Genomic DNA, 24,840 nt, shown 5'->3' with positions numbered 1-24,840 from the left:
AGGACTGACATGGCGAACACACTGGCGTGGACGGCGAAGATATTCGACGGCGGATGGCTGGACGGCGGCGGTGGAACCCTCGACGTGACGGCTCCTGCCGACGGGGCCCTCGTGGCCACCGTCGGTGCTGCGGACGTCGCGGACCTCGATCGAGCTGTCGCTAAAGCTGCACGTGTGCAGCAAGAATGGGCCGCCAAGCCCTACCCGGAGCGAGCATCGGTCATGACGAAGGCTGCAGCGATTCTCGAGCAGAACCCCGAGCGTCTGACGCGGTGGCTGATTCCCGAATCGGGATCCAGCCACGGCAAGGCAGGGGCCGAGGTCGGCTTGGTCCTTGCCGAACTGACCGAGGCGGCCACGTTGGCGTCCCAGCCCTACGGGCAGGTCCTGCGCAGCGCGAAGTCCCGGTTCTCGGTAGGGCGATACGTTCCGATGGGCGTCATCGGCGTGATCAGTCCGTTCAACTTCCCGGCGGTATTGTCGATGCGGTCGGTCGCGCCAGCTCTGGCCGTCGGCAATGCCGTAGTGCTCAAACCCGATCCACGAACTCCGATTTCGGGTGGGCTGGTCCTGGCCGAGATTCTCGCCGAGGCCGGCCTGCCGGACGGTCTGTTGCACGTACTGCCCTCGGGTGCCGACGTGGGAGCGGCGCTCGTCTCGCACCCCGACGTGCCGTGCATCTCCTTCACCGGATCCACCGCGGCCGGCCGCCGAATCGCGGAAGCCGCTGCGCCGTTGCTCAAGAAGGTCCACCTCGAGCTCGGCGGGAACAACGCATTCCTCGTGCTGCCCGATGCAGACATCGAGGCCGCCGCGTCGGCGGGTGCGTGGGGATCGTTCCTGCACCAGGGGCAGATCTGCATGGCGTCGGGTCGGCACCTCGTTCCCGAGCATCTCGCCGAGCAGTACACGGCGGAACTCGCGAAGATCGCCGCGCGCATCACCGTCGGAGATCCGACCGACCCGTCGAATGCGTTGGGGCCCATCATCGACGAGAACCAGCTCAAGCGAGTCGACAGCATCGTGCAGGCCACGGTGACGGCCGGTGCCGAACTGGCTGCAGGCGGAACCTTCGACGGGCTCTACTACCGACCGACCGTGCTCGGTAACGTGCCGAAGGATTCACCCGCGTTCACCGAGGAGATATTCGGCCCGGTCGCACCCATCACCACGTACCGCACCGTCGACGAGGCCATCGACATCGTCAATTCCTCGGAATACGGCCTGTCCGTTGCTGTTCTGACCTCGAACCCGTTCAAGGCCTACGAGCTGGCGGACCGAATTCGTTCCGGTGCCGTGCACATCAACGATCAAACGATCGACGACGAGGCCGTTGCGCCGTTCGGTGGGGTCAAGGCATCGGGTTCCGGTGGACACTTCGGCACCACCGTCAACCTCGAGACGTTCTGTGATCTGCAGTGGGTCACGATGCAGTCGGACATTCAGAAGTATCCCTTCTGAAGTCACAGTGCTTCTGAACCTGCAGCGGCCCCGCATCGAGTGCGCTACTCGCGGTGCGGGGTTCGCTCACCGGTGTTCGGGTCGACGTCGAACAGCTGGTCGGTGTTGTCCGGGGCGTAGACGACGGTGTTCGTTTCGAGGGCTCGTCGTCGAGCGCCGTCGCGAATCGCGAGGAATCCGGCACCGAACAACACGATCACGGCGATTCCGGCGACGATCGCCCAACCTTCGAAGCCGCCCGCCAATGCGGCGATCAGACCGCCTGCGGCGGCGATACCGGCGAAGATCAAGATGACGGCCAGCATGTTCTCGACAGCTCTGGCCCAGCTCGTTTTGGTAGGCCTTTTCTCGACCATAGGGGCAATTCCTTTCGATCAGCTCGGAGCGGGGGATACCCGAAAGCCGACCGATTAAGCCCCGCACTGCCCAGTGGCCGTCGTCACTGAGCCTTGCGCGCGCGGTATGCGGCAACGGCCGCTCGGTTCCCGCAGGTAGTGCTGCAGAACCGGCGGGACCGGTTGCGCGAGAGGTCGAGGACCAGCCCGTTGCAGTCCGGATCCGCGCAGACGTCGAAGCGCGAGAGCTCGTCCGCTCGGATGACGTCGATCATGGACATCGCGGTCTCGACGACGATGCGGGTCGCGAGCGGACTGTCGTCGGCGACGGCATGGATGTGCCAGTCGAGATCTCCGTGACGAACCAGTCTGGGCAGGGCCGAGGATTCGGCGAGCAGACGGTTCACCTCGACCACGGCGTCGTCTCGGCTGCTGGTGAGCAGCGCGCGCAGGGTCGGGCGCAGTGCTCTCACGGCCTCGAGCTCGGCGTCGTCGCCGTCGAAGCGGCCGGAGTAGCCCTGTTCGGTGAAGAACTCGGCGAGCTGCTCTCGGGTGGTCAGCGTGTCCGGCTCCTCGGCGGAATTGATCAACGCCACGGCCGCCAACAGTGACAGTTCCGCGTCATGAGCAAAAAGCATATTGACACCTTACCAAGTCGGTCCCTACTGTCACATGTCATGACGGCTTACACTCATGACGCGAATGCGGATCTCGCGGCCACCCACGATGCTGCCGCGCGGTCGCGTCGACTCTCGGGACTCGGTTTCGCGCTGCTCTCCGCGGCGTCCTTCGGGCTTTCCGGCTCACTCGCCACGGGCCTGCTCGACGCAGGCTGGACGGCCGGGGCCGCGGTGACCGCGCGAATTCTGCTCGCCGCAGCCGTCCTGCTGATTCCGTCGATCCTCGCGTTGCGCGGGCGGTGGAACCTGCTGGCGAAGAACTGGAAGCTGCTCCTCGCCTACGGTGCCTTCGCGGTGGCAGGGTGCCAGCTCGCCTTCTTCAACGCCGTCGGACGCATGGAGGTGGGTGTCGCGCTGCTGATCGAGTTCACCTCGCCCGTGGCCGTCATCGGGTGGATGTGGTTCCGGCATCAGCAGCGTCCCGGTCGCCTGACCGTGGTGGGCGCACTGCTGGCCGCGATGGGTCTCGTGCTCGTGCTCGATCTGATCTCCGGTGCGGACGTGGACTCGGTCGGCGTGCTGTGGGCGCTGGGCTCGATGGTCGGTGCGGCCGTGTACTGGGTGCTGTCGGCGGACGAGAGCAACGGCCTCCCGCCGATCGTGCTCGCCGGAGCCGGTCTGCTGACGGGTGGGCTCATCCTGCTGGTCGCCGGTCTCATCGGGATCGTCCCGTTCGCTGCTCCGCTCACCGACGTCACCTTCGTCGATGCGGTCGTTCCGTGGTGGGTGCCGATCATCGGCCTCGGTGTCGTGACCGCCGCGCTGGCCTACGTTCTCGGCATCGCGGCAGGCCGACGCCTCGGGTCGCGGTTGGCGTCGTTCATGGGTCTGATGGAGGTCGTTGCGGCCTTGGTGTTCGCGTGGCTGCTGCTCGGGCAGGCACCGGCACCGGTCCAATTGGCCGGTGGCGCACTGGTTCTGCTCGGCGTGGTCGTCGTCAAATCAGGAGAACGCGCCACTGCGGAGGAGCCGGTGGAGCCGTTGCAGAGTAGGCCGTGAGCCTGTAGGTCCTACATCGCAGCTCAGCTGTCGACGCGTCCGAACACCACGGCGGCGAGGATGGTGTGGGCGCTGGCGATCACCGAGTCCAGCGGTTCGCGTTCGGGAGAGAGCAGCCATTGTTGGGCGATGGTGAGGACCGCGCCCACCAGGCCCATCGCCAGTGTTCGACGGTTGGGCCCGGCGAGCCCGCGGCTGGATCCGGCGGCCTCGGCCACCTGCAGCACCGTCTCGGAGAACGAGGTCGTCGTCTTGCGGTAGAGCGCGTCGACGGTGGGCGAGACTCCGAGAATCTCGACGAAGGCGATGCGCGCGGATTCAGGATTCTCGGCGACGAACGTGAAGAAGCCGGTGAGAGCTCCCCGGAGAACCTGCTCGGTGGAGTCGGCCTCGGCCTGCGCACCGGCCAGGATGTTCTCGCGCATGGCGTCGGTCGCTCGGCCGTAGGCGGCCATGAGCAAGTCCTCGCTGTTGGAGAAGGACTCGTAGAAGTAGCGCTTGGTCAGCCCGGCCTCGCTGCACACCTTCTCGACGGTTGCCGTCCGGTAGCCGGTGGTGCCGAAGACCTTCACGGCGGCGTCGAGCAGGCGAATTCGACGCTCCTGCTGCCGCTGCTGCGGGTCGGCGCCTCGGTAGGTACGGCCGGGTTCGCTGTGATGGGTAGTCACAGACAGATCTTGACACCGCTCGGTATCAGATGCAAAGTGTTCGCAGACAAGCATTCCGATCGAGGGGGAGCAGATGGCGGCGTCGACGCTGCGGAACAAGGTCGTTCTGATCACCGGAGCGGCACGGGGAATCGGTGCCGCAACGGCACGTGCGCTGGCGGGCCGAGGTGCCCAGCTGGTTCTCGTCGACGTCGACGAGGCACCCCTCCTGGAACTCGCAACCCAGCTGAAAGCAGCGGCATTCGTTGCCGACGTGCGGAATCTCGACGACATGCAGCGCGCCGTCGACGGGGGAATCGAGGCGTACGGCGGCATCGATCTGGTGCTGGCGAACGCAGGCATCGCCAGCTACGGATCGATCATGCAGGTCGATCCCGCCACGTTCCAACGCGTCATGGACATCAACGTGATGGGCGTGTTCAACACCGTCCGCGCGGCCCTACCTTCGCTCATCGAGCGCAACGGCTACGTACTCGTCGTCTCCTCGCTCGCGGCGTTCACCCCGTGCCCCGGCCTGGCCGCGTACAACGCCAGTAAGGCTGCGGCAGAACACTTTGCGAACGCCCTCCGGCTCGAGGTCAACTATCGAGGTGTCGATGTCGGCTCTGCGCACATGGCATGGATCGACACACCGATGGTGCAGGACGCCAAGTCCGATCTCACCGCATTCCAGGATCTGCTCGCGGTGCTGCCCGGCCCGCTGGGTAAGACGATGACCGTCGAGCAGTGCGTCGACGCGTTCGTCGACGGCCTGGCCAAGCGCAAGCGGCGCGTCTACGTGCCGCGGTGGGTGGGCGCAGCGTCGTGGTTCAAGGCCGTCATCACCTCGCGGGTCGGTGATCGCAGCATGCTCGAGCACGTGCCGACGATCCTGCCGAAGATGGACGAAGAAGTAGCCCGCCTCGGCAGGTCCGAGAGCGCTCGCAACAAGACCAGCTGACACCGGACATCGAAGGAATCGCTGACATGACTGCCGTACTGCCCTCTCCCGAGGTCGACGTTCTCATCATCGGTGCCGGCCTGTCCGGGATCGGGGCCGCGCGCCACCTCGGGCACGATCTGCCCGGTAAGACCTACGCCATCCTCGAAAGTCGCGGCGCGATCGGGGGAACGTGGGATCTGTTCCGCTACCCCGGGATTCGCTCCGACTCCGACATGTACACCCTCGGATACAGCTTCAAGCCGTGGATGGGTGAGAAATCCATCGCCGACGGCACCGACATCCGCAACTACATCGTCGACACCGCGCAGGAAGCGGGTGTCGACAAGCACATCCGGTTCCATCACAAGGTCGTCGCGCTCGAGTGGTCGTCCGAACAGCAGTTCTGGACGGTGACCGCGCACCGTACCGATACCGACGAAACAGTCACGATCACCGCGTCGTTCGTGTTCTCCTGCAGTGGCTACTACAACTACGACAAGGGATTCACCCCCGAGTTCGCCGGGCAGGAGAATTTCGGCGGCCAGGTGATCCACCCGCAGCACTGGCCCGAGGATCTGGACTACTCCGGCAAGAAGATCGTCGTGATCGGTAGCGGTGCAACGGCAATCACGTTGGCTCCCAACCTGGCTCGCGACGCCGAGCACGTCACGCTGCTGCAGCGCTCGCCCAGCTACGTCCTCTCGCTTCCGTCACAGGATCCGATTGCGCAGACGCTACGTAAGCGGCTGCCGAAGAAGTTGGCGTACAGCGTCACTCGGCTCAAGAACGTGTCGATGGCCATGTTGATCTACACGCTGAGCCAGAAGTACCCGGAGTTCATGAAGAAGCGGATCCGGACGATGCAGGAGGGGTGGTTGCCGAAGGGATTCGACCTCGACACCCACTTCACCCCGTCCTACAACCCGTGGGATCAGCGCCTGTGCCTGGTGCCCGACAACGATCTGTTCCGTTCGATTCGCAAGGACGAAGTCTCGATCGTCACCGATCACATCGACACGTTCACCGAGACCGGCCTGAAGCTGAAGTCGGGCCAGCACCTCGACGACGATATCGTCGTCACCGCAACGGGATTGAACCTTTCCGCTCTCGGCGGTGCGCAGTTCCGGGTCGACGGCAAGGATGTCGACCTGCCCAGCACCATGGCCTACAAGGGCATGATGCTCACCGGTATCCCCAACTTCGCCTTCGTCGTCGGTTACACCAACGCCTCGTGGACGCTCAAGGCCGACATGGTCTCGAACTACGTGATGCGACTGCTGGCGCACATGGACGAGAAGGGCTACAGCACAGTCGAGCTCGAACGCGACCCGTCGATCGACGAGGAACCGTTCCTCGATTTCGCGGCGGGGTACGTGCTGCGGGCGGTGGACAACTTCCCGAGACAGGGCAGCGAGACCCCGTGGAAGCTGCGCATGAACTACTTCCGCGACCTGCCGGTGCTGCGCTACGGCAAGGTGGTGGACAAGGCCATGAAGTTCGGTCGTCCCCGGTCCAAGGTCTCCGTCGGATCCTGACGGGAATTGTTCGGGGTCGGGCGTGCGTTGGTTCCGAGTATGAAAATTGGAATCATCGGAAGCGGATTCATCGGCGGTACTCTCGTCCGTCGCCTGACGGCACTCGGTCACGAGGTTCGGTTCTCCAACTCACGTGACCCGGAGACCCTGGCAGACCTGGCGGCGGACACCGGGGCGACGGCAGTGTGGGCCGCCGACGCGGCTCAGGACGCAGACCTGGTGATTCTGAGCATTCCGCAGAAGAACGTGCCGGATCTGGCACCGGGAATTGCCGGTGCCCGTAAGCCCGGGGCACCGATCATCGAGACCAACAACTACTACCCGCAGCAGCGGGACGGGCTGATCGAGGAGATCGAGGGTGGTACACCCGAAAGTGTGTGGGTGTCTCAGCAACTCGGCGAGCCGGTGATCAAGGCGTTCAACGGAATCTACTGGAAGCACCTGTTGGAAAAGGGTGTGCCCAGCGGTACCAGCGGTCGTATCGCACTGCCGATCGCAGGCGACGACGAGGATTCCAAGAAGCTCGTGTTCTCGGTGATCGACGAGCTCGGATTCGACCCCGTCGACGGCGGCACCCTCGCCCAGTCGTGGCGTCAGCAGCCGGGAACGCCCTCGTACGGCAAGGACTTCGGAGTCGACGCCCTCGTCGAGGCGATGGGGCAGGCGACCGAAGAACGCAGTGCGGAGTGGAAGGCCTGAGCTCGGTTCCTCCTGCTACCCGACACGACAGCTACCTGACGCGACAGCTACTTGACGCGGCCCTCGCGGAGAGTGCGCTCCGCGAGGTCGCGTAGTGGTCCGGTCAGGTTCGAATCGCCGACGCGGCACGAGTGCTCACCCACCGACACGTTCCAGACGAACGTGTCGCGGGCATTCGAGTCGGCCGAGTCGGTGGCCTGCTGATCGGCGATGTACGGCTGCGCGGCCTCGACCAACGACTGCCATTCCGGCTCGTCGGTCTCGACTACTCCGCGCTTGGACATACCGGCGACACCGCCGGTTCGCAGTACCTCGATGCGCAGGCTCATTTGCCCTCGATCACACCCGATCGTCGCTCGGCCTCGGTATGGACTCGATCCCTGTTGTCCGAACTCCCACGGTAGACCACCCGGTCGACACAGCCTCGGCAACGTCGGAACCGGCTCCGTACCGCTTGTTCGCCGCGGCGAGCGTGGCGGCCGCGAAGCCGGCGAAATCGATCGTAGGAGACAGTCCGCCGACCGTCATCGTGTCGAACCACACCTGCCCGACGCGATCCCAGGCCGGACCGCCCAGCGTGGTGGCGGCGACGGCGAACGCGCGGTTCGGGATACCCGAATTGATGTGCACACCGCCCTCGTCCTCGGTGGTGACGACGAAATCGTCCATGCTGGCCGGCTGCGGATCCTTACCGAGCACGTCGTCGTCGTACGCGGTGCCGGGCTCGAGCAGAGAACGCAACGCTTTCCCCTGAACGGCCGGAAGGAACAGCCCTTCGCCGATCAGCCAGGACGCGTCCTCGGCGTTCTGCCCGGCGGTGTACTGCTCGACCAGTGCGCCGAACACATCGGAGATCGACTCGTTCAGCGCGCCGGCCTGGTCCTTGTATTCGAGCGGGGTGGTGTACTGCGTGAACCCGTGCGCGAGTTCGTGTGCGATGACGCCGAGCGAGACGGTGAATCGAGCGAACACCTCGCCGTCACCGTCGCCGAACACCATGCGCGAGCCGTCCCAGAACGCGTTGTCGTAGTCCTGCCCGTAGTGCACCGTCGCGTCGAGGGGCAGGCCGCTGCCGTCGAGACTCGAGTAGCCGTAGACCTCGTCGAAGAATGCGTACGTGGCCCCGAGACCGTCGTACGCCTCGTCGGTCGCAGCGTCGCCGGTTGCTTCCTCGCCCTCGGCGCGCACCTGCTGGCCGGGGAGATCCCTGGTGGACTTCGCGTCGGAGATCGTGCGTTCGAGCGTGCCGCCGGTGCGCGGAGCGATGGCGGTGCGCGCCTGCACCACCTCGCGTCCCGCACGCATTTCACGATCGGCGAGCAGTGTGGCGCGAGCGCCCGCACCCTGGAGCCTTTCGAGCAGGAACGGTGGAACAACCCCGTGGAAGTGCTGGCTGCGCGATGATCCGGAATCGAGAACTGACGTCATACTCGGTGACCCCCTAGGTCCGTGGCATGTGCGGTGATGGTTTCAGTGTGCCCGAGGGCACCGACACAGTCGGTCTCGTCGGTGAGATCACGCGCCCATCGTGGACAGGTCGACGCCGTCCACCTCGCTCGGTGGACGAAGCGCAGTGACGGTCGCCCAGTGTCGGGCCAGCAGGGAGGCGTCGGAATCGTCGTCCTCGGCTCGGATCTCGTCGAAGCGAACGGTGACGAAATCCTCCCCGCGATCGCCTATCTCGGCCTGTACCGCGCCGTAGCGGGCGAGCGATGCCGGCACGATCCCCGCCAGATCCGCCAGTGGAACGTCCGGGATGTTGACGTTGACGACGGCGTCGGACGGTCCGTGCGACACCATCCACGTCACCGCGAGGTGTGCGACGTGCTCGGCGGTGTCCCAGTGAGCAGGCTCGGTGGCGATCGACGACAGGGCCATGGCCGGAACTCCATGGGTCAGCGCAGTCAATGCGGCCCCGACGGTGCCCGAATGCAGAACGGCTGCACCGGTATTGGGGCCGTGGTTGATGCCCGAGAGCACCAGGTCCGGCACGTCGCCGAAGGCTCCTCGGGTGGCGACGAACGCGATCAGAGCAGGCGACGCCTGCACCGCGTACGCCGGGACATCGGGCAGACCGTCGATCTCCACCGCTGCGACGCCCAGATGATCGTCGACGCCCATGCCGGTCAACGATGCGCTGGCCCCGCTGCGCTCCTCGTGGGGCGCGGCGACGACGACATCGAGACCGGCAGCGACAGCCACTCGCGCGAGCAGGGCGATGCCCGCGCTGTGCACGCCGTCGTCGTTGGTGATCAGGGCTCTCATTTCTTGCCTGCCTTCTTGTACGGACGAACCTCCACCGATTCGGTCAGGCCGAGAACCAGGTCGCGTCGCCCGCTGCCGAGGCCGCGTCGGGTGACGTTGGCCGTGCCCGCGCCGCCGCCGAGACGCAACGCCTCCGGGACCGACAATCCCTGCGCGAGCCCTGCGGCGATGCCGGCACTCATCGAATCGCCTGCTCCGTGGTGATCGACCATGCGTAGACCCGGCGTGACAATTTCGAGCACGTCGCCGTCCACCAATGCCAGGGCTGGATCTCCGGCCCGCGAGATCACGACGATCTCCGCGCCGTCGTCGTGCATCTTCCGCATCGAGTCGATGAGGTGCGCCGGGTCCTCGGACTCGGCCCGGCCGTCGGCGATGAGGTCCTCGTGGCTGACCTTGAGCACCGTGAGGCCGCCGGCGAGCGCAGCGATCATGGTCGGCCCGGACAGGTCGGCCACCACCGTCTTGCCCAGGGCGGTGAGGTCCGCGCACAGCCGCTCGTACACCTCGGGCGGGACGATGTCCTCTTCGTGCGGTCCGCCGAGGATGGCGACGTCGCTGCGGGCACCGGCTGCGAGTGCCGCGCTGAACAGGTCGTCGAGCGCATGCCTGGCCAGGGGCGGCGGGTCGACCGTGGCAAGGATTTCACGCTCACCGCTACGGCGATCGTGCACGTACGAGCCGCTCTCCTGGCCGATGTCGACCGAGACGACGGAGATGCCCTCCCGCTCGACGATGTCGCGCAGAATGCCCCCGATCTCGCCGCCGAACACTCCCGTCAGTGTGACGTCGAGACCGAGCACCGTGGCCATCCGGGCGATCCAGTGGCCCTGACCACCCGCGTGCACGTGCAGTTCGGTGTTGCCGTTGGGAGCTTTGTCGAGGGTCACCGTCAACAGCGGAGACGGAGCGAAGACGAGGGCACTGAGGGATTCGGAGGAGGGAGGCATCGACTGCGAATGCCCGATATGTCAGGACCGAAACGGCTGGTGCTCGGCGATAGCCTCAGAAGCGACGACGCAGACGCATTCCGATCGGGCGGCCGTCGGGATCCACGAACAGGCGATAGGCGAATGCGGCGAGTCGCTGTTGCCACACCGGTGGCACGGAGATCTCGTGTCGGCGAAGCCTGCCGGCAGGGCGCGGGCCCGAGGACGGGTTGTGGTGCCACTCGTCGAGCGCGGTTGCACTTGCCGAGATGGCGTCGAAGAATGCCTGCGGGTCCACCAGATCGGCGTCGTCACCGTCGGCCCGGCCGAGGTGTTCGCGAATCAGTTCCAGGCGCAGGTTGCGGGCGTGGGTTCGGGCACCGTCGCCCAATCCGGCGGGGTCGAGAGGTTCCCGTTCGTCGCGTTCTTCGTCGACGATCGCCGCCGTCAGCTCCGAATCGTGAGTCCAGGAGCGACGATTGAAGTTGTCCGAGCCCACCGCGGTCCACACGTCGTCGATGATGCAGACCTTCGAATGCACGTATACCGGTATGCCGCGGTCGTTTTCGATGTCGAGAACCAACACGCGATCGCCTCCGGCGGCGCGGATGACCTCCAAGGCAGCCGAGTGTCCCAGCAGCGCAGAGGGAATGGTGAGAGCACTGTCGTCGTCGAGGTGCTTGGGAACCACCACCACCAACCGCAGGTTCGGCTTACGGCGCAGTGCCGCGGCGAAGACGCGTGCGACATCCACCGACCACAGGTACTGGTCTTCGATGTAGATCAGCTCGGTTGCCCGGTTGAGCGCCTTGGCGTACGCCCGTGCCGCGCTGCGCTCGCCCTTGGTGGCGAACGGGTAGGCGGGGCGTCGACGCGGGTAGGTGCGCAACAACTGCACCGAGCACGTGCCCTGCGGTTCCGGCGGCGCAGCTGCAGGCGGCAGTTCCGACGGCTCCCGAGTCACTCCGCGCAGCATGTCGGGGATGGCGTGCCAGGGGAGGCGGGACAGGGCTGCGGGATCCTCCCAGCGCTCGCGGAAGACGTCCTCGACGTCCCGCACCGCGGGTCCCTCCAACTGGACCTGCACGTCGTGCCAGGCCGCGATCTCGCCGTACTCGGGAGGGAAGGGACGGGAGACCGGATCGCCGAAATGATCGGCGTCGTCGCGTCGAGCACGGGCCAAGTCGATGCCGCCCACGAACGCGACGTCGGGCAGATCTTTCCTGCCGTACCGCACCACCACGAACTTCTGGTGGTGGCTTCCGGTGACCAGCACGCGCTGGTCGAGGATCACCTCGCCGCCTGCCTCTTCGAGCTTCATGGCGAGCTTGCGATTCTTCGGGCCGGTGAATCCGAGCGTCTCCATGTGCGAGCGCCACACCATGCCCTTCACGACGCCACCGCGGTGCGCGACGGCCGTGAGCGCGTCCTCGACGGTCACGCCGTCGTCGGTGAGCAGCTGTTCCGGATCTCCGCGCCAATCGGTGAACAGCACCAGGTCGTCGCGCTCGGTGCGGTCGAGGGCTCGGGCGAGTGCGGCGAAATAGGTCTTGCCGTGCACCAGGTTCTCGACGCGGTTGCCCTCGGTCCAGGCGGTGATTCGGGTGTCGTCGTTGCCGCGCTCGACGGCAGTGAGGAACCACGGGTGCGCCGGATCGAAGTGTCGCTCCGGTGCGATGAGGGCGGAGGTGGATCTGCCGAGGCTCTCGGCGACACCGTCGACGACGCGCCGGATGCGCTGCACTATCACGTTGGCATCATTTCATCCGGTTTGAAGCGCGGGGAGGGCGGGCACCCGAGCGATATGACTCAGGTACCCAACGTCACGCTCAGAAACGGCAAGCAGATCCCGCAGCTCGGCTTCGGCGTGTTCCAGATCGATCCCGAGAAGACTGCGCAGGCCGTCGAGACGGCCCTCGAGATCGGCTACCGCCACATCGACACCGCCGAGATGTACGGCAACGAGAAGCAGGTCGGCGAAGGTATTCGGAACTCGGGTATCGACCGCGACTCGGTGTTCGTCACCAGCAAACTCAACAACGGCTTCCACAAGCCCGACGACGCGCGCAAGGCGTTCGACAAGACGCTCAGTGACCTCGGTACCGACCACGTGGATCTTTTCCTCATCCACTGGCCGCTGCCCACCCGCTACGACGGCGACTTCGTCTCCACCTGGAAGACGCTGGAGGAGTTCGCCGCAGACGGCCGTGCACGCAGCATCGGCGTCTCCAACTTTCAGCCCGCCCACCTCGATCGCCTGGCGGAGGAGACCGAGACGGTCCCCGCGGTGAACCAGATCGAAGTGCACCCGTACTTCGTCAACAACGACGTCTGGGCCTACGGCCGCGAGCATGCGATCCCCACCGAGGCGTGGTCTCCGATCGCCCAGGGCAATGTTCTCGACGACGCGGAATTGAAGCGAATCGCCGACGCGGCAGGCAAATCCGTCGCACAGGTGGTGCTCCGCTGGCACATCCAGCGCGGAAACATCATCTTCCCGAAGTCGGTCACGCCGGAGCGAGTGAAAGCCAATTTCGACATCTTCGACTTCGAGCTCAGCTCGGCAGATGTGGATGCCATCACGGCTCTGGACAAGGGTGAGCAGGGTCGTACCGGACCGAATCCGGACACCTTCGACATGATCCCCGACTGATCACGTAACCCTGTGGGCTCGAACATCTTCGGATGTTCGAGCCCACAGTCGTTCGATCAGTGCTTCAGGGCCGATCCTGTTGCCGCGGTGACCTGCTCGGTGGTCACGCCCGGCGCGAGTTCGACCAGTTCGAGGGTGCCGTCGCCGACGACGTCGATGACAGCGAGGTTGGTGATGATGCGATCGACGACGCCTTGGCCGGTCAACGGCAGGGTGCAGGCGTCGAGGATTTTCGGGTTACCGTCGCGGTCGGTGTGCTCCATGACGACGATGACGCGCCGGGCGCCGTGTACGAGGTCCATCGCGCCGCCCATGCCTTTGACCATCTTGCCGGGCACCATCCAGTTGGCGAGGTCGCCGGTGCGGGAGACCTGCATGCCGCCGAGTACGGCGGTGTCGATGTGGCCGCCGCGGATCATGCCGAAGCTAATTGACGAATCGAAGTATGCGGCACCGGGATTGACGGTGACGGTTTCCTTGCCTGCGTTGATGAGGTTGGCGTCGACTTCGTCCTCGGTGGGGTAGGGCCCGGTGCCGAGGATACCGTTCTCGGAGTGCAGGGTGACCTTGACCGCGTCGGTCAGGTATCCCGGGATCAACGTCGGTAGTCCGATGCCGAGGTTGACGTATTCGCCGTCGACCATCTCCGCTGCGGCGCGTTCGGCAATCTGGTCGCGGGTCCATCCTGTGCTCATGCTCGAACTCCTGAACTGACGGTGCGCTTTTCGATGCGCCTGTCCTGTGGGCCGGTGTGTACGACGCGTTGGACGAACACGCCGGGCAGATGTACGTGGGCCGGGTCGATTTCGCCCGGTTCCACGAGGTTCTCGACCTGGGCGATGGTGATCTTTCCTGCCATCGCGGCCAAGGGGTTGAAGTTCATCGCAGTTTTGTCGAACACGAGATTGCCTGCGGTGTCGCCGATCTCGGCGTGCACCAGTGCGAAGTCGGCGTTGATCGACTCTTCGAGTACGTACCGTTTGTCGCCGAACACTCGGGTCTCCTTGGGTGGGGAGGCGATCGAGACGGAGCCGTCGGGGTCGTAGCGCCAGGGCATTCCGCCGTCGGCGATGGGGCTGCCGACTCCTGCGGGGGTGAAGAATGCGGGAATTCCGGTGCCACCGGCGCGGAGTCGTTCGGCGAGTGTTCCCTGTGGTGTCAGTTCCACTTCGAGTTCGCCGGCGAGGTACTGCCGGGCGAACTCTTTGTTCTCGCCGACGTAAGAGGCGGTGACGCGGCGGATTCGTCCGGCGGCCAGCAGGATTCCGAGTCCGTAGCCGTCGACGCCGCAGTTGTTGGAGAATACTTCGAGCTCGGTGGCGTCGGTGTTGGCGATGGCCTCGATGAGGGCGTCGGGGATGCCGCACAATCCGAAGCCGCCGACCGCGAGGGTCGCTCCTCGGCCGATGTCCGCAACCGCGTCGGCGGCGGACGCGTAGGTCTTTCCAGTCACTTGCAGCTCCTGATGTGTTCGTTGAGCAAACGTTGTAGTCAGTGAACCTGAGCTGTGTATTCCGGTGAAGCGAATGCTGGTTTCTGTTCGTTCGGTGAACGGATGTGGACTAGGCGTCCGGTGAGTGGACGTACGATGGCCGGGTGACGTCACCGGATGCCAACGCAAGTGTGATCGACAAGATCTGTTCGTTGCTGCGCGCAGCGGGGAGCGAGGAGCCGTCGGGTGCCTCGACCACCGCGCTCGCGCGGGCGACCGGTATCGCGCGACCGACCGCACATCGCCTATTGGCGTCGCTCGCCGACCAAGGATTCGTCGACCGTGACGCGACCGGCCACTGGTCACTGGGCCCGGAGATCTATCTACTGGGATCGATGGCGGCATTGCGGTACGACATCACCGACCAGGCTCGAAAGATAGTGCAGGCGTTGGCCACCGAGAGCGGAGAGAGCGCGTTCCTCTCGGCCCGGCGCGGTGCGGAGACCGTGTGCCTGCTTCGGGTGGAAGGGAGCTTTCCGTTGCGCTCGCACGTGTTGTACGAGGGCATTCGGCTACCGCTCGGGGTGGCGTCCGCCGGTTTGGCCATTCTTGCGCACCTGCCCGATCGGGAGGTCGACGAGTACCTCGGCGACGTCGACCTGGTGCCGGAGTGGGGCGAGACTCATTCCGCGCCAGCGATTCGGCACCGCGTCGGCCACACTCGGACAACAGGTTTCGCCGTCAACCCAGGGTTGCTCGTGGAAGGCAGCTGGGGTCTCGGTGCTGCTGTATTCGACCGCGCCGGAGGTCCTGCGTGGGCACTGAGCCTGACGGGCGTCGAGACGCGATTCCGCGACGACCGACGCCGGGAATTGGGCAAGATGCTGCTCGACGCGGCACACCGACTCACCGTGCAACTGGGGGAGCGGCCCGCTTAGCTGTCTAGTTCCTCCAGAATGTCCGCGGCGTCTTGGCTGCCTGCGGCGGCCAATCTCTGCAACTCGGCGCGGTCGCCACGTTCACCGGCGAGCTCGACGAGAATGTCGACGGCATCGCTGCTGCCTGCGCCGGCGAGAGAGCGGAGTTCGTCGAGGTCGTTGCGCTCGCCTGCAAGCTCTACCAACTGGTCGATGGCATCCTGATCGCCGCCGGCCGCACGCCGGCGTAATTCGATCGGTGCCGACTTCGAATCGGGCTCGCTCATGGAGTGGAGTGTAGAACGATTCCGCGGATAGCGGCAGGTCAGCCGGTGCTTTTTCGGCTCGAGCGTTCTTGTCGGTGGGTCGGGATAGTCTTCATCTTGTTCGAACAGGCGTTCTTGTTTCGGCTCACCGGGGGGGTGAAAAAATGGGTGCAATACCGACCGTGTCGCTGGAGGCGTTGACCGCTGCCGCGCGCGAGGAAAATCGACAGGCGGCCCGCAAGATCACCGCCTGCTACCGCGTGCACTGCGACTGGATCACCCGCGACACCAAACACAAGCACTACAGCCGATACGGACGCACCGAAATGTCAGTGGCGTTGGGCTGCTCGGCGACCGTCGCCGAAGCGTATATCTCCGTCGGCGTCGCCCTGCACACCCGAATGCCGCTGCTACGGGCAGCGTTCGAGGCCGGTGAGATCGACCTTCCCCGCGTGCGGACGGTATGCCGGATCCTCGACAACCTCTCCGACGACATCGTCAGGTCGGTCGAAGCCGAGGTCGTCGAGGCGGCGCGGAGGTCGTCCCCGGGCCCGCTCGAACAGGCGATCTGGGACATCCTGCTGCGCGTCGCACCCGAGGAAGCCGCCGCGTTGCGGGAGTTCGCGAAGAAATTCCGCACCGTCACCTACAGCCCCGCCGGCGAACTCGCCCGTATCCGAGCCGAGTTGACCGCCCCCGAAGCCGCCGCCGCGTGGCAACTCCTCGGGGAGATGGCCGATACCCTCTGCCCGAAAGATCCGCGCGGGAAGAAAGAACGCCTGTGCGATGCATTCATGGCCCGCATGCACGGCGAACCCCGACTGGCATGCCTGTGCCAACGCACCGATTGCCCGAAGAAAGACACAGCGTTGCCGGATCGACGGGTGCCGCTCACGATGATCACCGTCGACATCGCCACCCTCATCGGACTACTCGCCAACCCCGCCTATCTGGCCGGGCACGGTTCCATCGACCCCGACCTCGCGCGAGAGTTGGCACGCAGCAGTCAGTGGCAGATCCTGCTCACCGAAGCAGTGACCCTCGCGGAGAAACTCGGACTCGCTGTGCAGAACCCGGAGACCGGGGAATGGGAACGAACCCCGAAAAATCACAAGCAGGAGTCGGACTCAGCGTCGGATCCGGCGAACGACCCGGACATGAAATCTGAGACGAACGCTGCTTCGGGAACAAACGCTACCGAAACTCGCAGCTGGATCGGTAATGACTCGAAAACGGTGACCGAATCCGAATCATGCACGAGTACAGGCACTTCCACCGATGCCGAGACCGACACCGACACGGCGACCGACACCGACACGGCCACCGACGCGGCGACCGACACCGACACGGCCACCGCCACCGCAGCCACCGAATCATCCACGGCACCATCACCCGCCTCCGCGCCCTCGCCGACCGGCGCGACCGCAACGGCCACTGCGCCGGCACCGGCGACAGCAGCGGACTCTGCCGCCGGCACGGAAACAGATCCCGGCCGTGGCTCCGATCCAGCACAACCACCGCATGCAGCATCGGCCCGAGGTCCGGTCGGCACATCGAGTTCGACACCCGCCCCGACCGGCGAATCACCTCGAACATCGGACGCAGCACAAGCACCTGTGCCGGAGCCGGACCCTGACTCGATGCCGGAGCCCAGCAGTGCATCCGATCGAACCGAAACCCGGACTGCTTCAAATGAACCCGAGGAAATCAGGCCAGTCACACGGGCACCTGGACCAACACCGAAAACAAATCTCGAGCGAGGAACAGCTCGCACGCCGGAAGCGGGGGCAACGACATCTCCGGATCTGACGCAGGGCCACGCAGGGGACACCCCTGCCCATCCAGCGGCAGACTCAGCTCCACCTGACCTCGGCGGAGGAGAAGACAGACCACGACGGACCCAATCACTGACGTCCGCTGCAGCCCTGTTCTGCACCCACACCCCCGTCGGCCGGGGCACACGGCACAGCTCTGCCCTCGACCTGGACGACATCAGACATCCCGCCCGCAACATGAGAGCACTCGACCTCCGCTCGGCAATCCGGCTGGACAACCGAACGATCCCCACTGCAGGCCACACACCCTCAGGGCTCTACCTCGGCAACGCCTCCCTCGCCGCCGCGCTCGAAGCCGCCATCGCCGCCGACCCCACCCTCGGAAAATCGGTCCCCCGCGACCCGCTCACCGACCGAGCCCTGATCTACCGACCCGACGCCCTCACCACAGCCGCGGTCCGCCTGCGCGACAAACACTGCCGATTCCCTGGCTGCCACCGACCCGCCGCATGCTGCCAACTCGACCACATCGTGGCCTTCGACCACGCCAACCCTCGCGGCGGCGGCTGGACCACCGTCAACAACCTCCAATGCCTCTGCGACTACCACCACTCCGTCAAAACAGCCGGCTACTGGAAGGCCGTCATGCTCCCCGGCGGGGCGATCCTGTGGACATCGACCTCCAAGACCACCCGAATCACCCTGCCCACCAACGGCACAGCCGTACCCATCCTCGGAAACGACCTCAGGCCACACATCCCCACCCGACAGAAACGATCCGGCCACATCGCCTACCCCAACCCACCCGACAATCAACCGCCCGAGACAGACGAAACGGCAGCACCGCCGTTCTAGGCGATGCTGCCGTGGATTCCGGTGCCCGATCCGTCAGACCAAGTGCTGAATGTGGTCGCGGGTGAATTCGATGCGCTCGTCGACGCGTCCGTCTCCGACCTTGTTCACCCAATCCGGGTCGGACAACAGCGCACGTCCGACGGCAACGAGATCGAACTCGTTGTCCTCGAACTGGCCTACCAGGGCATCGAGTCCGGTGACACCGGATGCGGCGTCCTCCGACCACGCCGAGGTGAACACCGAGTCGAGGCCCACGGATCCGACGGTGATCGTCGGGACACCGGTGAGCTTGCGGGTCCACCCGGCCAAGCCCAGCTTGCCGTCGTTGCCGTCCAGCTCCGGGAACGCCGGATCCCAGTGGCGACGGGTCGAAGCGTGCAGAATGTCCACTCCGGCGTCGACCAGGGGAGTCAAGACACGTCCGAGTTCCTCAGGGTTCTGGGCGATCCGGGCGTCGAAGTGATTGCTCTTCCACTGCGAGAACCGGTAGACGATGGCAAAGTCCTCGCCCACCGCAGCACGGATCGCCGCAACGACCTGCGCGGGGAAGCGAGTCCGAGCTTCGAGGGAGCCACCGAATTCGTCGTCGCGCACATTGGTTGTGGCCCAGAGAAATTCGTCGAGAAGATATCCGTGCGCGCCGTGCAGCTCGAGACCGTCGAATCCGGTGTTCTTCGCGTTGACCGCGGCCTGCACCCATTGCGAGGTGAGTTCGTCGAGGTCTGCGTCGGTGAAGGCTCGACCGACCGGGGAGCCGTCGAGTGCAATACCGGACGGGCTCACGGTGGTGACGTCCGGGAACAGGCGAGGCTCGGTGCCGCGCTCGACGCCGAGGTGCCACAGCTGCGGGATGATCGCGCTGCCCTCGGCGTGCACGGCGTCGACGACGCCCTTCCAGCCCTCGAGGCTGGCGTCACCGTAGATCCGCGGGACACGGGTGTGCGGGCCGGCTGCGGGATCGGGAATGTAGGTGCCCTCGGTGATGATGAGGCCGGTGCCGCCGGCCGCGCGCTTGCGGTAGTACTCGGCGACATCCGGGCCGGGAATGCCGTCGGGAGAAAAGGCGCGCGTCATCGGGGCCATGGCGAAGCGATTGCGCAGCTTCAGCGACTTGACCTCGAACGGCTCGAAGAGCCCGGCGGTGGACAGATGCTGAGTTGTGGATGCAGTTTCGGTCACGCCTGCGCACAACCGGCATGCAGCCCGAGCTATTCCCGGCGCAGGGCTGTTAGCGTCGGAGCCTTATGAGCCCTTCGCCGCTGATTTCTGCCGCCGAACTGCACGACCTCTTCGAGATGGGACGGGCGCCGGTCGTCCTCGACGTTCGTTGGGCGCTCCAGACCGGCAGCGACAGAGCAGGTTACGAGTCCGGCCACATCCCGAACGCGCAGTTCGTGGACCTCGATGCAGAGCTTGCCGGGGTCCCGGGTTCAGGCGGCCGCCACCCATTGCCCGACGAGGAGACCTTCGTCGCAGCGATGCGTAGCGCCGGGGTGAGTGACGACTCCTCCGTGGTGGTCTACGACGCGGGCCCCGCAACTGCCGCGGCGCGCGCATGGTGGCTGTTGCGCTACTACGGCCATGCAGACGTGCGAGTCCTCGACGGCGGTCTGGCTCAGTGGGTGGCCGAAGGGTTTGCCACCGGCACCGAGCCGTCGATCGCCGCAGCCGGATCTTTCAGCGCCCGGCCGTCCCTGGCACGAGTCCTCGACGTCGGCGATGTACTCGAGTTCGCCCAGAGCAACGTCCTGCTCGACGCCCGAGCACCCGAGCGATTCCGCGGCGAGGTGGAGCCGGTGGATCCGGTGGCCGGACATATCCCCGGCGCAATCAATCGACCGACCACAGACAACATCGATTCGGACGGCAAGTTTCTGGACCCCGGGGTACTCAATGGCACATTCGGTGGACTTGTGCCCGAGGGAAAGGCCGTCGCCGTCTACTGCGGCTCCGGCGTGACCGCCGCCCATCAGATTCTGGCGCTCGAGTTGGCGGGCTTCGATGCTGCGTTGTATCCGGGATCGTGGTCGGGGTGGATCACTGATCCGACGCGTCCTCGGACCTAGATTCCGCGCTCTGACCAGCATCTTCATGCAACCAGGGTTGAACTTGAATCCGACTTCAACTATACCTGGGGCATGAAGGTAGAAGGCAAAGTTGGCATCGTCACCGGCGGTGGTGGCGGAATCGGCGGGGCCATCGCCGCTCGACTCTCCGAGCACGGCGCACGCGTCGTCGTCTCCGATCTCGACGAAACCACGGCCCGATCCGTGGCCGACGCCATCGAACGCGACCGGCCGGGGACGGCCGTCGCCGCCGCGGCGGACGCGTCGAACACCGAGGACATCCAACGGCTGATCGCACTGGCCGAGGACTCGTTCGGACCTGTCGATCTCTACTTCGCCAACGCAGGAATCAGCGGCGCACCCGGACTGGACGCCACCGACAAGGACTGGGACCTCTCGTTCGATGTCAACGTCCGCGCACACATTCGCGCCGCGCAGCTGTTGGTGCCGGGTTGGCTCGAGCGCGGTGAAGGCTATTTCGTCAGCACCGCCTCGGCGGCCGGTTTGCTCACCCAGATCGGCTCGGCGACGTATGCGACGACCAAGCACGCCGCGGTCGGATTCGCCGAGTGGATGAACGTCACCTACGGCAACCGCGGTATCCGCGTCAGCTGCCTGTGCCCGATGGGTGTCAACACCAAACTGCTCTACGAGGGACGGGAATCCGGAGATACGTTGGGAGCGGCGGCAACTGCCGCGGTTCTCAGTGCCGGTGCCGTACTCGAACCGCTCGATGTCGCCGACGTGGTGCTCGACGCAATGGACCGCGAGCAGTTCCTGATCCTGCCGCACGAGAACGTGCTGGACATGTACCGCAACAAGGGTGCCGACTACGACCGGTGGTTGCGCGGCATGCGTCGCTACCAGGACAGCTTGCTCGACAACAACCGATAGGGGCCCACCGTGGCATTTTTCGAGACCTCCGACCGTGCGAAGAAGTACGAGTCGGATCTGTTGGAGTTCATGGACTCTCACATCTACCCGGCCGAGGCAGTGTACGAGCAGCAGATGCTCGAATCCGGTGACCCGCACTTCCAACCGCCGATCATCGAGGATCTGAAGAAGGAAGCGCGCTCGCGCGGACTGTGGAATCTGTTCCACCCGCATCCCGAGTGGGGCCCCGGTCTTACCAACCTCGAATACGCACCGTTGGCCGAGATCATGGGACGCAGCCTGCTCGCGCCCGAGGCATGCAACTGCAACGCACCGGACACCGGCAACATGGAGGTGTTCACGCTCTTCGGCACCGACGAGCACAAGGAGAAGTACCTGAAGCCGTTGCTGGACGGCACCATTCGCTCTGCCTTTGCGATGACCGAACCCGATGTCGCCAGCTCCGACGCCACCAACATCGCCATGAAGATGGATCGCGACGGCGACGACTTCATCCTCAACGGGCGCAAGTGGTGGACGTCCAATGCGATGCACAAGAACTGCAAGGTTCTCATCGTCATGGGCAAGACCGATCCCGAGGCGGCCACGCACCGTCAGCAGTCGATGCTCGTGGTGCCCATCGACGCACCCGGAGTCACCGTCCTGCGCAATCTGCCGGTGTTCGGCTACATCGACCGCGAAGGTCACGCCGAGGTGCTCTTCGAGAATGTACGGGTACCGGCGAAGGACGTGCTGAAGGGGCCCGGCGAGGGATTCGCCATCAGCCAGGCTCGCTTGGGACCTGGTCGTATCCACCACGCGATGCGCACCATCGGCGTGGCAGAACGCGCACTCGAATTGCTCTGTCGCCGTGCGGTATCCCGAGTGACGTTCGGCAAGCCGGTGGCGATGCGCTCGAACATTCAGGACTGGATCGCCGAGGCGCGCATCGAGATCGAGAAGACCAGGTTGCTCACGTTCAAGGCGGCGTACCTGATGGACACCGTCGGGAACAAGGAAGCGCGCACGGAGATCGCAGCGATCAAGGTTGCGGCACCGGAGATGGCGCTGAAAATCATCGACCGGGCGATCCAGGTCCACGGCGGAGGCGGAGTGTCCAACGACTTCCCGCTGGCCATGATGTACGCGCACATTCGCACGCTGCGGCTCGCGGACGGTCCCGACGAGGTGCACAAGATGTCGATCGCGAAAATGGAGCTGAAGAAGTACCTCTGAACGGAGGTTATCGACCCGGCTGCCAGGCCGGGTCGCGGCCGATGAAGGCCATCAGCTTGTCCTGCGAGGAAGCGTCGTCGGCAACGGGGGCGGCGGGGCCGTACTGCCCGCTGTCCCGTAGCACCTGCTCCATCGGTCGCATGGCCTCGAGCGCTGCAGCGCAGCGTTCTCGGCCCAGATCAGGCTCTCGGCCAATGGCTTTCGCCAGGTCCCAGGAGTGCATCCAGACGTCGGCGGTGTAGAACATGTCGATTGCCTCGTCCACCGGCATGTCTCCGGTGTGCGGGTTGCTCAGCACCCGGCCGGCGGGGTCGTCGAGAATTGCTTGGATATCGGCGACGTGCTGGGTCCAGGCTGCGGCCGGGTCGGCTCCGACGTCCAGTGCCGGTAGTTCGATACCGGCCCCGCCGGCGAGAAAGCCGCGGGACCACTCGACCAGGTGCCGCACCACATCGATTGCAGCCCAACCCGATACCGGGCTCGGCCGAGACCAGTCCGCCGGTGATGCGGACTCCACCAGCGCAGTGAACATGGCCGCGTCCTGCAGGTGTTGCTGGGCCGGGCCGGTCCTGTGCCCGAGCAGTTCGTCCAGCTTGTCGTAGCCCTCCTTCACGCCGACGTCCATGCCACTGGACAGCATGCCGTCGCGCGTCGCGAAGTCCGACATCACACTCAATACCTTCAGACGTGTACCGCCATCGCCTCGGCTCTCGAAAGTGAGCGTTTCGAGCGCGACCGAATCGGGTGCACCCTTCCAGGTGAAGGTCCACACGATTCGCTCGCTCGCACGCACCTCGTGAAAGCTGCCGAAGAAGGCAGCGATCTCTTCACCGTCCCGGTCGTTGGCGAAGGCCCAAGCGCCTCCGGTGTGCCCCTCCCACTTCAGGATTCGGGTCGTCAACGATCGCGGCCCCACCCACCGCCGATACAGCTCGGGGTCGATGTGAGCGCGAAACACCTGCTCCGGCGTCGCGTCGAACTCTCGGACGATCTCGATCGTGGGGACTTTCTCGTCCGCAACGATTTCGGTTTCGTTTGCAGTCATGACACTTCTTTCGACTCGGTGGTCTCGTCGTCTGCGATGCTGTCCAGCAGGGCGTCGAGGCGTCGGTACCGCTGTTCTGCTTCCTGGCGATAACGCTCGATCCATTTCGTCAACAGGCCGAACACCTCGGCATCGAGATGCACCGGACGACGCTGGGCATCCCTGCTGCGCGTGACCAATCCGGCCTCCTCGAGCACCTTCACGTGTTTCGAGACCGCTTGCAGGCTCATCTCGTACGGCTCGGCCAGTTCGCTGACATTCGCGTCACCGCTGGCCAGCCGGGCAACCATGTCACGTCGAGTGGGATCGGCCAATGCCGCGAACGTCCTGTTGAGCTGCTCTGTTCGATCGTCCATGGGGTTCCTCGCTGTGCGTTGTTCCTGAGGGTAAGCCGCCCGCTCGACGTAGTCAACCACTTGGTTGACTAAGTTGATCGCCTACCCTCGAGCCATGAGCGTCGGTGATGACCTGGTGCAGGATGTGCTCTCCCGGGCCCCGGGACACCCGCTACGGGTGGCGATCGACGGGGTGACGGCTTCGGGCAAATCCACCTGCGCGCGATGGCTGGTCGATGCGGTTGCGGCACAGGGGCGTCCGTCCGTGCACGTGACGATGGACGGCTTTCATCATCGGCGCGCCCACCGGTATCGGCAGGGTCGGGCGTCGGCTCTCGGCTACTACCGGGACGCGTACGACTTCGACGCGTTTGCGGCACACGTGCTGATCCCGTTGGGGCCGAACGGAAGCGGGGCCATTCGGCGTCGGGTCATCGATCTGGCGACGGATGAGCCGGTGGACGATCCGCTCGAGCCGGTGCCGGCCGGTGCGATCGTCGTGGTGGACGGAACGTTCTTGCATCGGCCGCCGCTGCCCGAGTACTGGGACTACACAGTCTTCGTCGATACCCCCATGGAGGTCGCACGGGCTCGCGGTATCGCCAGGGATGCGGAGGCGCTCGGTGGCACGGAGGCGGCAGGTCGCGCCTTCGACCAGCGCTATCACGCAGCATGCCGGATCTATCTGGACGAGGTGGACCCGCGTGCTCGGGCAACGCGAGTGTTGCCGATCGACTGGAGATGACCACCATCGTTCGTGCATTCGGATGCTCACAGCGGTGGGGGGGGGGGGGCCCCCCCCCCCCCCCCCCCCCCCCCCCCCCCCCCGGGAGGGGTCACCTCACAAACACCCCCCCCGCCTGTCAGCGCCGGGGTCGGGGGGTGGCGCGCGGC

At 65.4% G+C, this 24,840-nt stretch carries 26 protein-coding genes; 12 read left to right on the top strand and 14 right to left on the bottom strand.

Annotated features, from left to right (window positions below; all coding sequences use genetic code 11):
- Positions 1-9: 9 nt before the first annotated feature.
- Positions 10-1,461 carry an aldehyde dehydrogenase family protein gene (locus R3P93_RS13110; protein WP_317533180.1) on the top strand — a complete coding sequence of 484 codons (1,452 nt, stop codon included), beginning with the start codon at positions 10-12 and terminating at the stop codon, positions 1,459-1,461.
- Between the two features lie 44 nt (positions 1,462-1,505).
- Here R3P93_RS13110 and R3P93_RS13105 read toward each other — a convergent pair whose 3' ends face one another.
- Positions 1,506-1,817 (bottom strand): hypothetical protein, encoded by a 312-nt coding sequence (locus R3P93_RS13105; RefSeq protein WP_068284000.1) that lies wholly within the window; start codon positions 1,815-1,817, stop codon positions 1,506-1,508.
- A gap of 83 nt (positions 1,818-1,900) precedes the next feature.
- Entirely contained in the window at positions 1,901-2,434 is a 534-nt protein-coding gene (locus tag R3P93_RS13100) for a CGNR zinc finger domain-containing protein (RefSeq protein WP_068054245.1), read from the bottom strand.
- Positions 2,435-2,473: 39 nt separating this feature from the next.
- Here R3P93_RS13100 and R3P93_RS13095 point away from each other — a divergent pair, with 39 nt between their 5' ends.
- Positions 2,474-3,475, top strand: coding sequence for an EamA family transporter (locus tag R3P93_RS13095; RefSeq protein WP_094669105.1), 1,002 nt, complete (start codon positions 2,474-2,476; stop codon positions 3,473-3,475).
- A 23-nt stretch (positions 3,476-3,498) separates the two neighbouring features.
- On the opposite strand, the gene R3P93_RS13090 is transcribed toward R3P93_RS13095, so the two are convergent.
- A complete protein-coding gene (locus R3P93_RS13090; protein WP_068054255.1) occupies positions 3,499-4,143 on the bottom strand; it encodes a TetR/AcrR family transcriptional regulator in 645 nt (214 codons plus the stop codon).
- 73 nt (positions 4,144-4,216) lie between these two features.
- Here R3P93_RS13090 and R3P93_RS13085 point away from each other — a divergent pair, with 73 nt between their 5' ends.
- The 3 genes from R3P93_RS13085 to R3P93_RS13075 are packed head-to-tail and all read left to right on the top strand — an operon-like array spanning position 4,217 to position 7,299.
- The gene (locus R3P93_RS13085; RefSeq protein WP_094638655.1) at positions 4,217-5,083 is read left to right on the top strand and encodes an SDR family oxidoreductase; all 867 of its coding nucleotides are present in this window, start codon (positions 4,217-4,219) and stop codon (positions 5,081-5,083) included.
- Positions 5,084-5,109: 26 nt separating this feature from the next.
- Positions 5,110-6,600: a flavin-containing monooxygenase gene (locus R3P93_RS13080; RefSeq protein WP_317533179.1), complete on the top strand. Its 1,491-nt coding sequence runs from the start codon at positions 5,110-5,112 to the stop codon at positions 6,598-6,600.
- A 39-nt stretch (positions 6,601-6,639) separates the two neighbouring features.
- Positions 6,640-7,299: an NADPH-dependent F420 reductase gene (locus tag R3P93_RS13075; protein ID WP_068054262.1), complete on the top strand. Its 660-nt coding sequence runs from the start codon at positions 6,640-6,642 to the stop codon at positions 7,297-7,299.
- 47 nt (positions 7,300-7,346) lie between these two features.
- Here R3P93_RS13075 and R3P93_RS13070 read toward each other — a convergent pair whose 3' ends face one another.
- From R3P93_RS13070 to R3P93_RS13050, 5 genes are all read right to left on the bottom strand, one after another.
- Positions 7,347-7,628 (bottom strand): protealysin inhibitor emfourin, encoded by a 282-nt coding sequence (locus R3P93_RS13070; RefSeq protein ID WP_082899002.1) that lies wholly within the window; start codon positions 7,626-7,628, stop codon positions 7,347-7,349.
- A gap of 10 nt (positions 7,629-7,638) precedes the next feature.
- On the bottom strand, positions 7,639-8,727 hold the full coding sequence (locus R3P93_RS13065) for a M4 family metallopeptidase (protein ID WP_317533178.1): 1,089 nt from the start codon (positions 8,725-8,727) through the stop codon (positions 7,639-7,641).
- Positions 8,728-8,814: 87 nt separating this feature from the next.
- Positions 8,815-9,564 carry a 5'/3'-nucleotidase SurE gene (surE, locus tag R3P93_RS13060; protein WP_317533177.1) on the bottom strand — a complete coding sequence of 250 codons (750 nt, stop codon included), beginning with the start codon at positions 9,562-9,564 and terminating at the stop codon, positions 8,815-8,817.
- Complete coding sequence (locus R3P93_RS13055) at positions 9,561-10,514, bottom strand: 1-phosphofructokinase family hexose kinase (RefSeq protein ID WP_068054270.1); 954 nt, start codon at positions 10,512-10,514, stop codon at positions 9,561-9,563. The genes surE and R3P93_RS13055 overlap by 4 nt, the downstream gene beginning before the upstream one ends.
- 55 nt (positions 10,515-10,569) lie before the next feature.
- The gene (locus R3P93_RS13050; RefSeq protein WP_094669109.1) at positions 10,570-12,243 is read right to left on the bottom strand and encodes a phospholipase D family protein; all 1,674 of its coding nucleotides are present in this window, start codon (positions 12,241-12,243) and stop codon (positions 10,570-10,572) included.
- A gap of 54 nt (positions 12,244-12,297) precedes the next feature.
- Here R3P93_RS13050 and R3P93_RS13045 point away from each other — a divergent pair, with 54 nt between their 5' ends.
- A complete protein-coding gene (locus R3P93_RS13045; RefSeq protein WP_068054275.1) occupies positions 12,298-13,146 on the top strand; it encodes an aldo/keto reductase in 849 nt (282 codons plus the stop codon).
- A 56-nt stretch (positions 13,147-13,202) separates the two neighbouring features.
- Here the strand turns inward: R3P93_RS13045 and R3P93_RS13040 are convergent, their stop codons facing one another.
- Positions 13,203-13,841 (bottom strand): 3-oxoacid CoA-transferase subunit B, encoded by a 639-nt coding sequence (locus R3P93_RS13040; RefSeq protein ID WP_317533176.1) that lies wholly within the window; start codon positions 13,839-13,841, stop codon positions 13,203-13,205.
- Positions 13,838-14,599: a CoA transferase subunit A gene (locus R3P93_RS13035; protein ID WP_068053500.1), complete on the bottom strand. Its 762-nt coding sequence runs from the start codon at positions 14,597-14,599 to the stop codon at positions 13,838-13,840. Before R3P93_RS13035 ends, R3P93_RS13040 begins: the two co-directional genes overlap by 4 nt.
- A gap of 143 nt (positions 14,600-14,742) precedes the next feature.
- On the opposite strand from R3P93_RS13035, the gene R3P93_RS13030 reads away from it, so the two are divergent.
- Positions 14,743-15,516 (top strand): IclR family transcriptional regulator, encoded by a 774-nt coding sequence (locus tag R3P93_RS13030; protein ID WP_317533175.1) that lies wholly within the window; start codon positions 14,743-14,745, stop codon positions 15,514-15,516.
- Here the strand turns inward: R3P93_RS13030 and R3P93_RS13025 are convergent.
- Complete coding sequence (locus R3P93_RS13025; protein WP_317533174.1) at positions 15,513-15,782, bottom strand: hypothetical protein; 270 nt, start codon at positions 15,780-15,782, stop codon at positions 15,513-15,515. The genes R3P93_RS13030 and R3P93_RS13025 overlap by 4 nt on opposite strands.
- A gap of 143 nt (positions 15,783-15,925) precedes the next feature.
- On the opposite strand from R3P93_RS13025, the gene R3P93_RS13020 reads away from it, so the two are divergent.
- Entirely contained in the window at positions 15,926-18,391 is a 2,466-nt protein-coding gene (locus tag R3P93_RS13020; protein WP_317533173.1) for an HNH endonuclease signature motif containing protein, read from the top strand.
- Between the two features lie 33 nt (positions 18,392-18,424).
- Here R3P93_RS13020 and R3P93_RS13015 read toward each other — a convergent pair whose 3' ends face one another.
- Complete coding sequence (locus R3P93_RS13015; RefSeq protein WP_317533172.1) at positions 18,425-19,570, bottom strand: NADH:flavin oxidoreductase; 1,146 nt, start codon at positions 19,568-19,570, stop codon at positions 18,425-18,427.
- A 65-nt stretch (positions 19,571-19,635) separates the two neighbouring features.
- On the opposite strand from R3P93_RS13015, the gene R3P93_RS13010 reads away from it, so the two are divergent.
- The 3 genes from R3P93_RS13010 (at position 19,636) to R3P93_RS13000 (ending at position 22,566) form a co-directional block, all read left to right on the top strand.
- On the top strand, positions 19,636-20,457 hold the full coding sequence (locus tag R3P93_RS13010) for a sulfurtransferase (RefSeq protein WP_317533171.1): 822 nt from the start codon (positions 19,636-19,638) through the stop codon (positions 20,455-20,457).
- 72 nt (positions 20,458-20,529) lie between these two features.
- Positions 20,530-21,351: an SDR family oxidoreductase gene (locus R3P93_RS13005; RefSeq protein ID WP_068053525.1), complete on the top strand. Its 822-nt coding sequence runs from the start codon at positions 20,530-20,532 to the stop codon at positions 21,349-21,351.
- Between the two features lie 69 nt (positions 21,352-21,420).
- A complete protein-coding gene (locus tag R3P93_RS13000) occupies positions 21,421-22,566 on the top strand; it encodes an acyl-CoA dehydrogenase family protein (protein ID WP_373454783.1) in 1,146 nt (381 codons plus the stop codon).
- 7 nt (positions 22,567-22,573) lie between these two features.
- On the opposite strand, the gene R3P93_RS12995 is transcribed toward R3P93_RS13000, so the two are convergent.
- Positions 22,574-23,611 carry an SRPBCC domain-containing protein gene (locus R3P93_RS12995; protein WP_094669116.1) on the bottom strand — a complete coding sequence of 346 codons (1,038 nt, stop codon included), beginning with the start codon at positions 23,609-23,611 and terminating at the stop codon, positions 22,574-22,576.
- On the bottom strand, positions 23,608-23,967 hold the full coding sequence (locus R3P93_RS12990) for an ArsR/SmtB family transcription factor (protein ID WP_094640883.1): 360 nt from the start codon (positions 23,965-23,967) through the stop codon (positions 23,608-23,610). The genes R3P93_RS12995 and R3P93_RS12990 overlap by 4 nt, the downstream gene beginning before the upstream one ends.
- A 94-nt stretch (positions 23,968-24,061) precedes the next feature.
- Between R3P93_RS12990 and R3P93_RS12985 the strand changes: the two genes are divergently transcribed.
- Positions 24,062-24,691: a nucleoside/nucleotide kinase family protein gene (locus tag R3P93_RS12985; RefSeq protein ID WP_317533170.1), complete on the top strand. Its 630-nt coding sequence runs from the start codon at positions 24,062-24,064 to the stop codon at positions 24,689-24,691.
- Positions 24,692-24,840: the final 149 nt, after the last annotated feature.

The organism is Rhodococcus cerastii (assembly GCF_033042195.1).
GTDB lineage: Bacteria > Actinomycetota > Actinomycetes > Mycobacteriales > Mycobacteriaceae > Rhodococcoides.
Note: the sequence above shows the minus strand (reverse complement) of the source record. Positions and strands in the feature narration are given on the sequence as shown.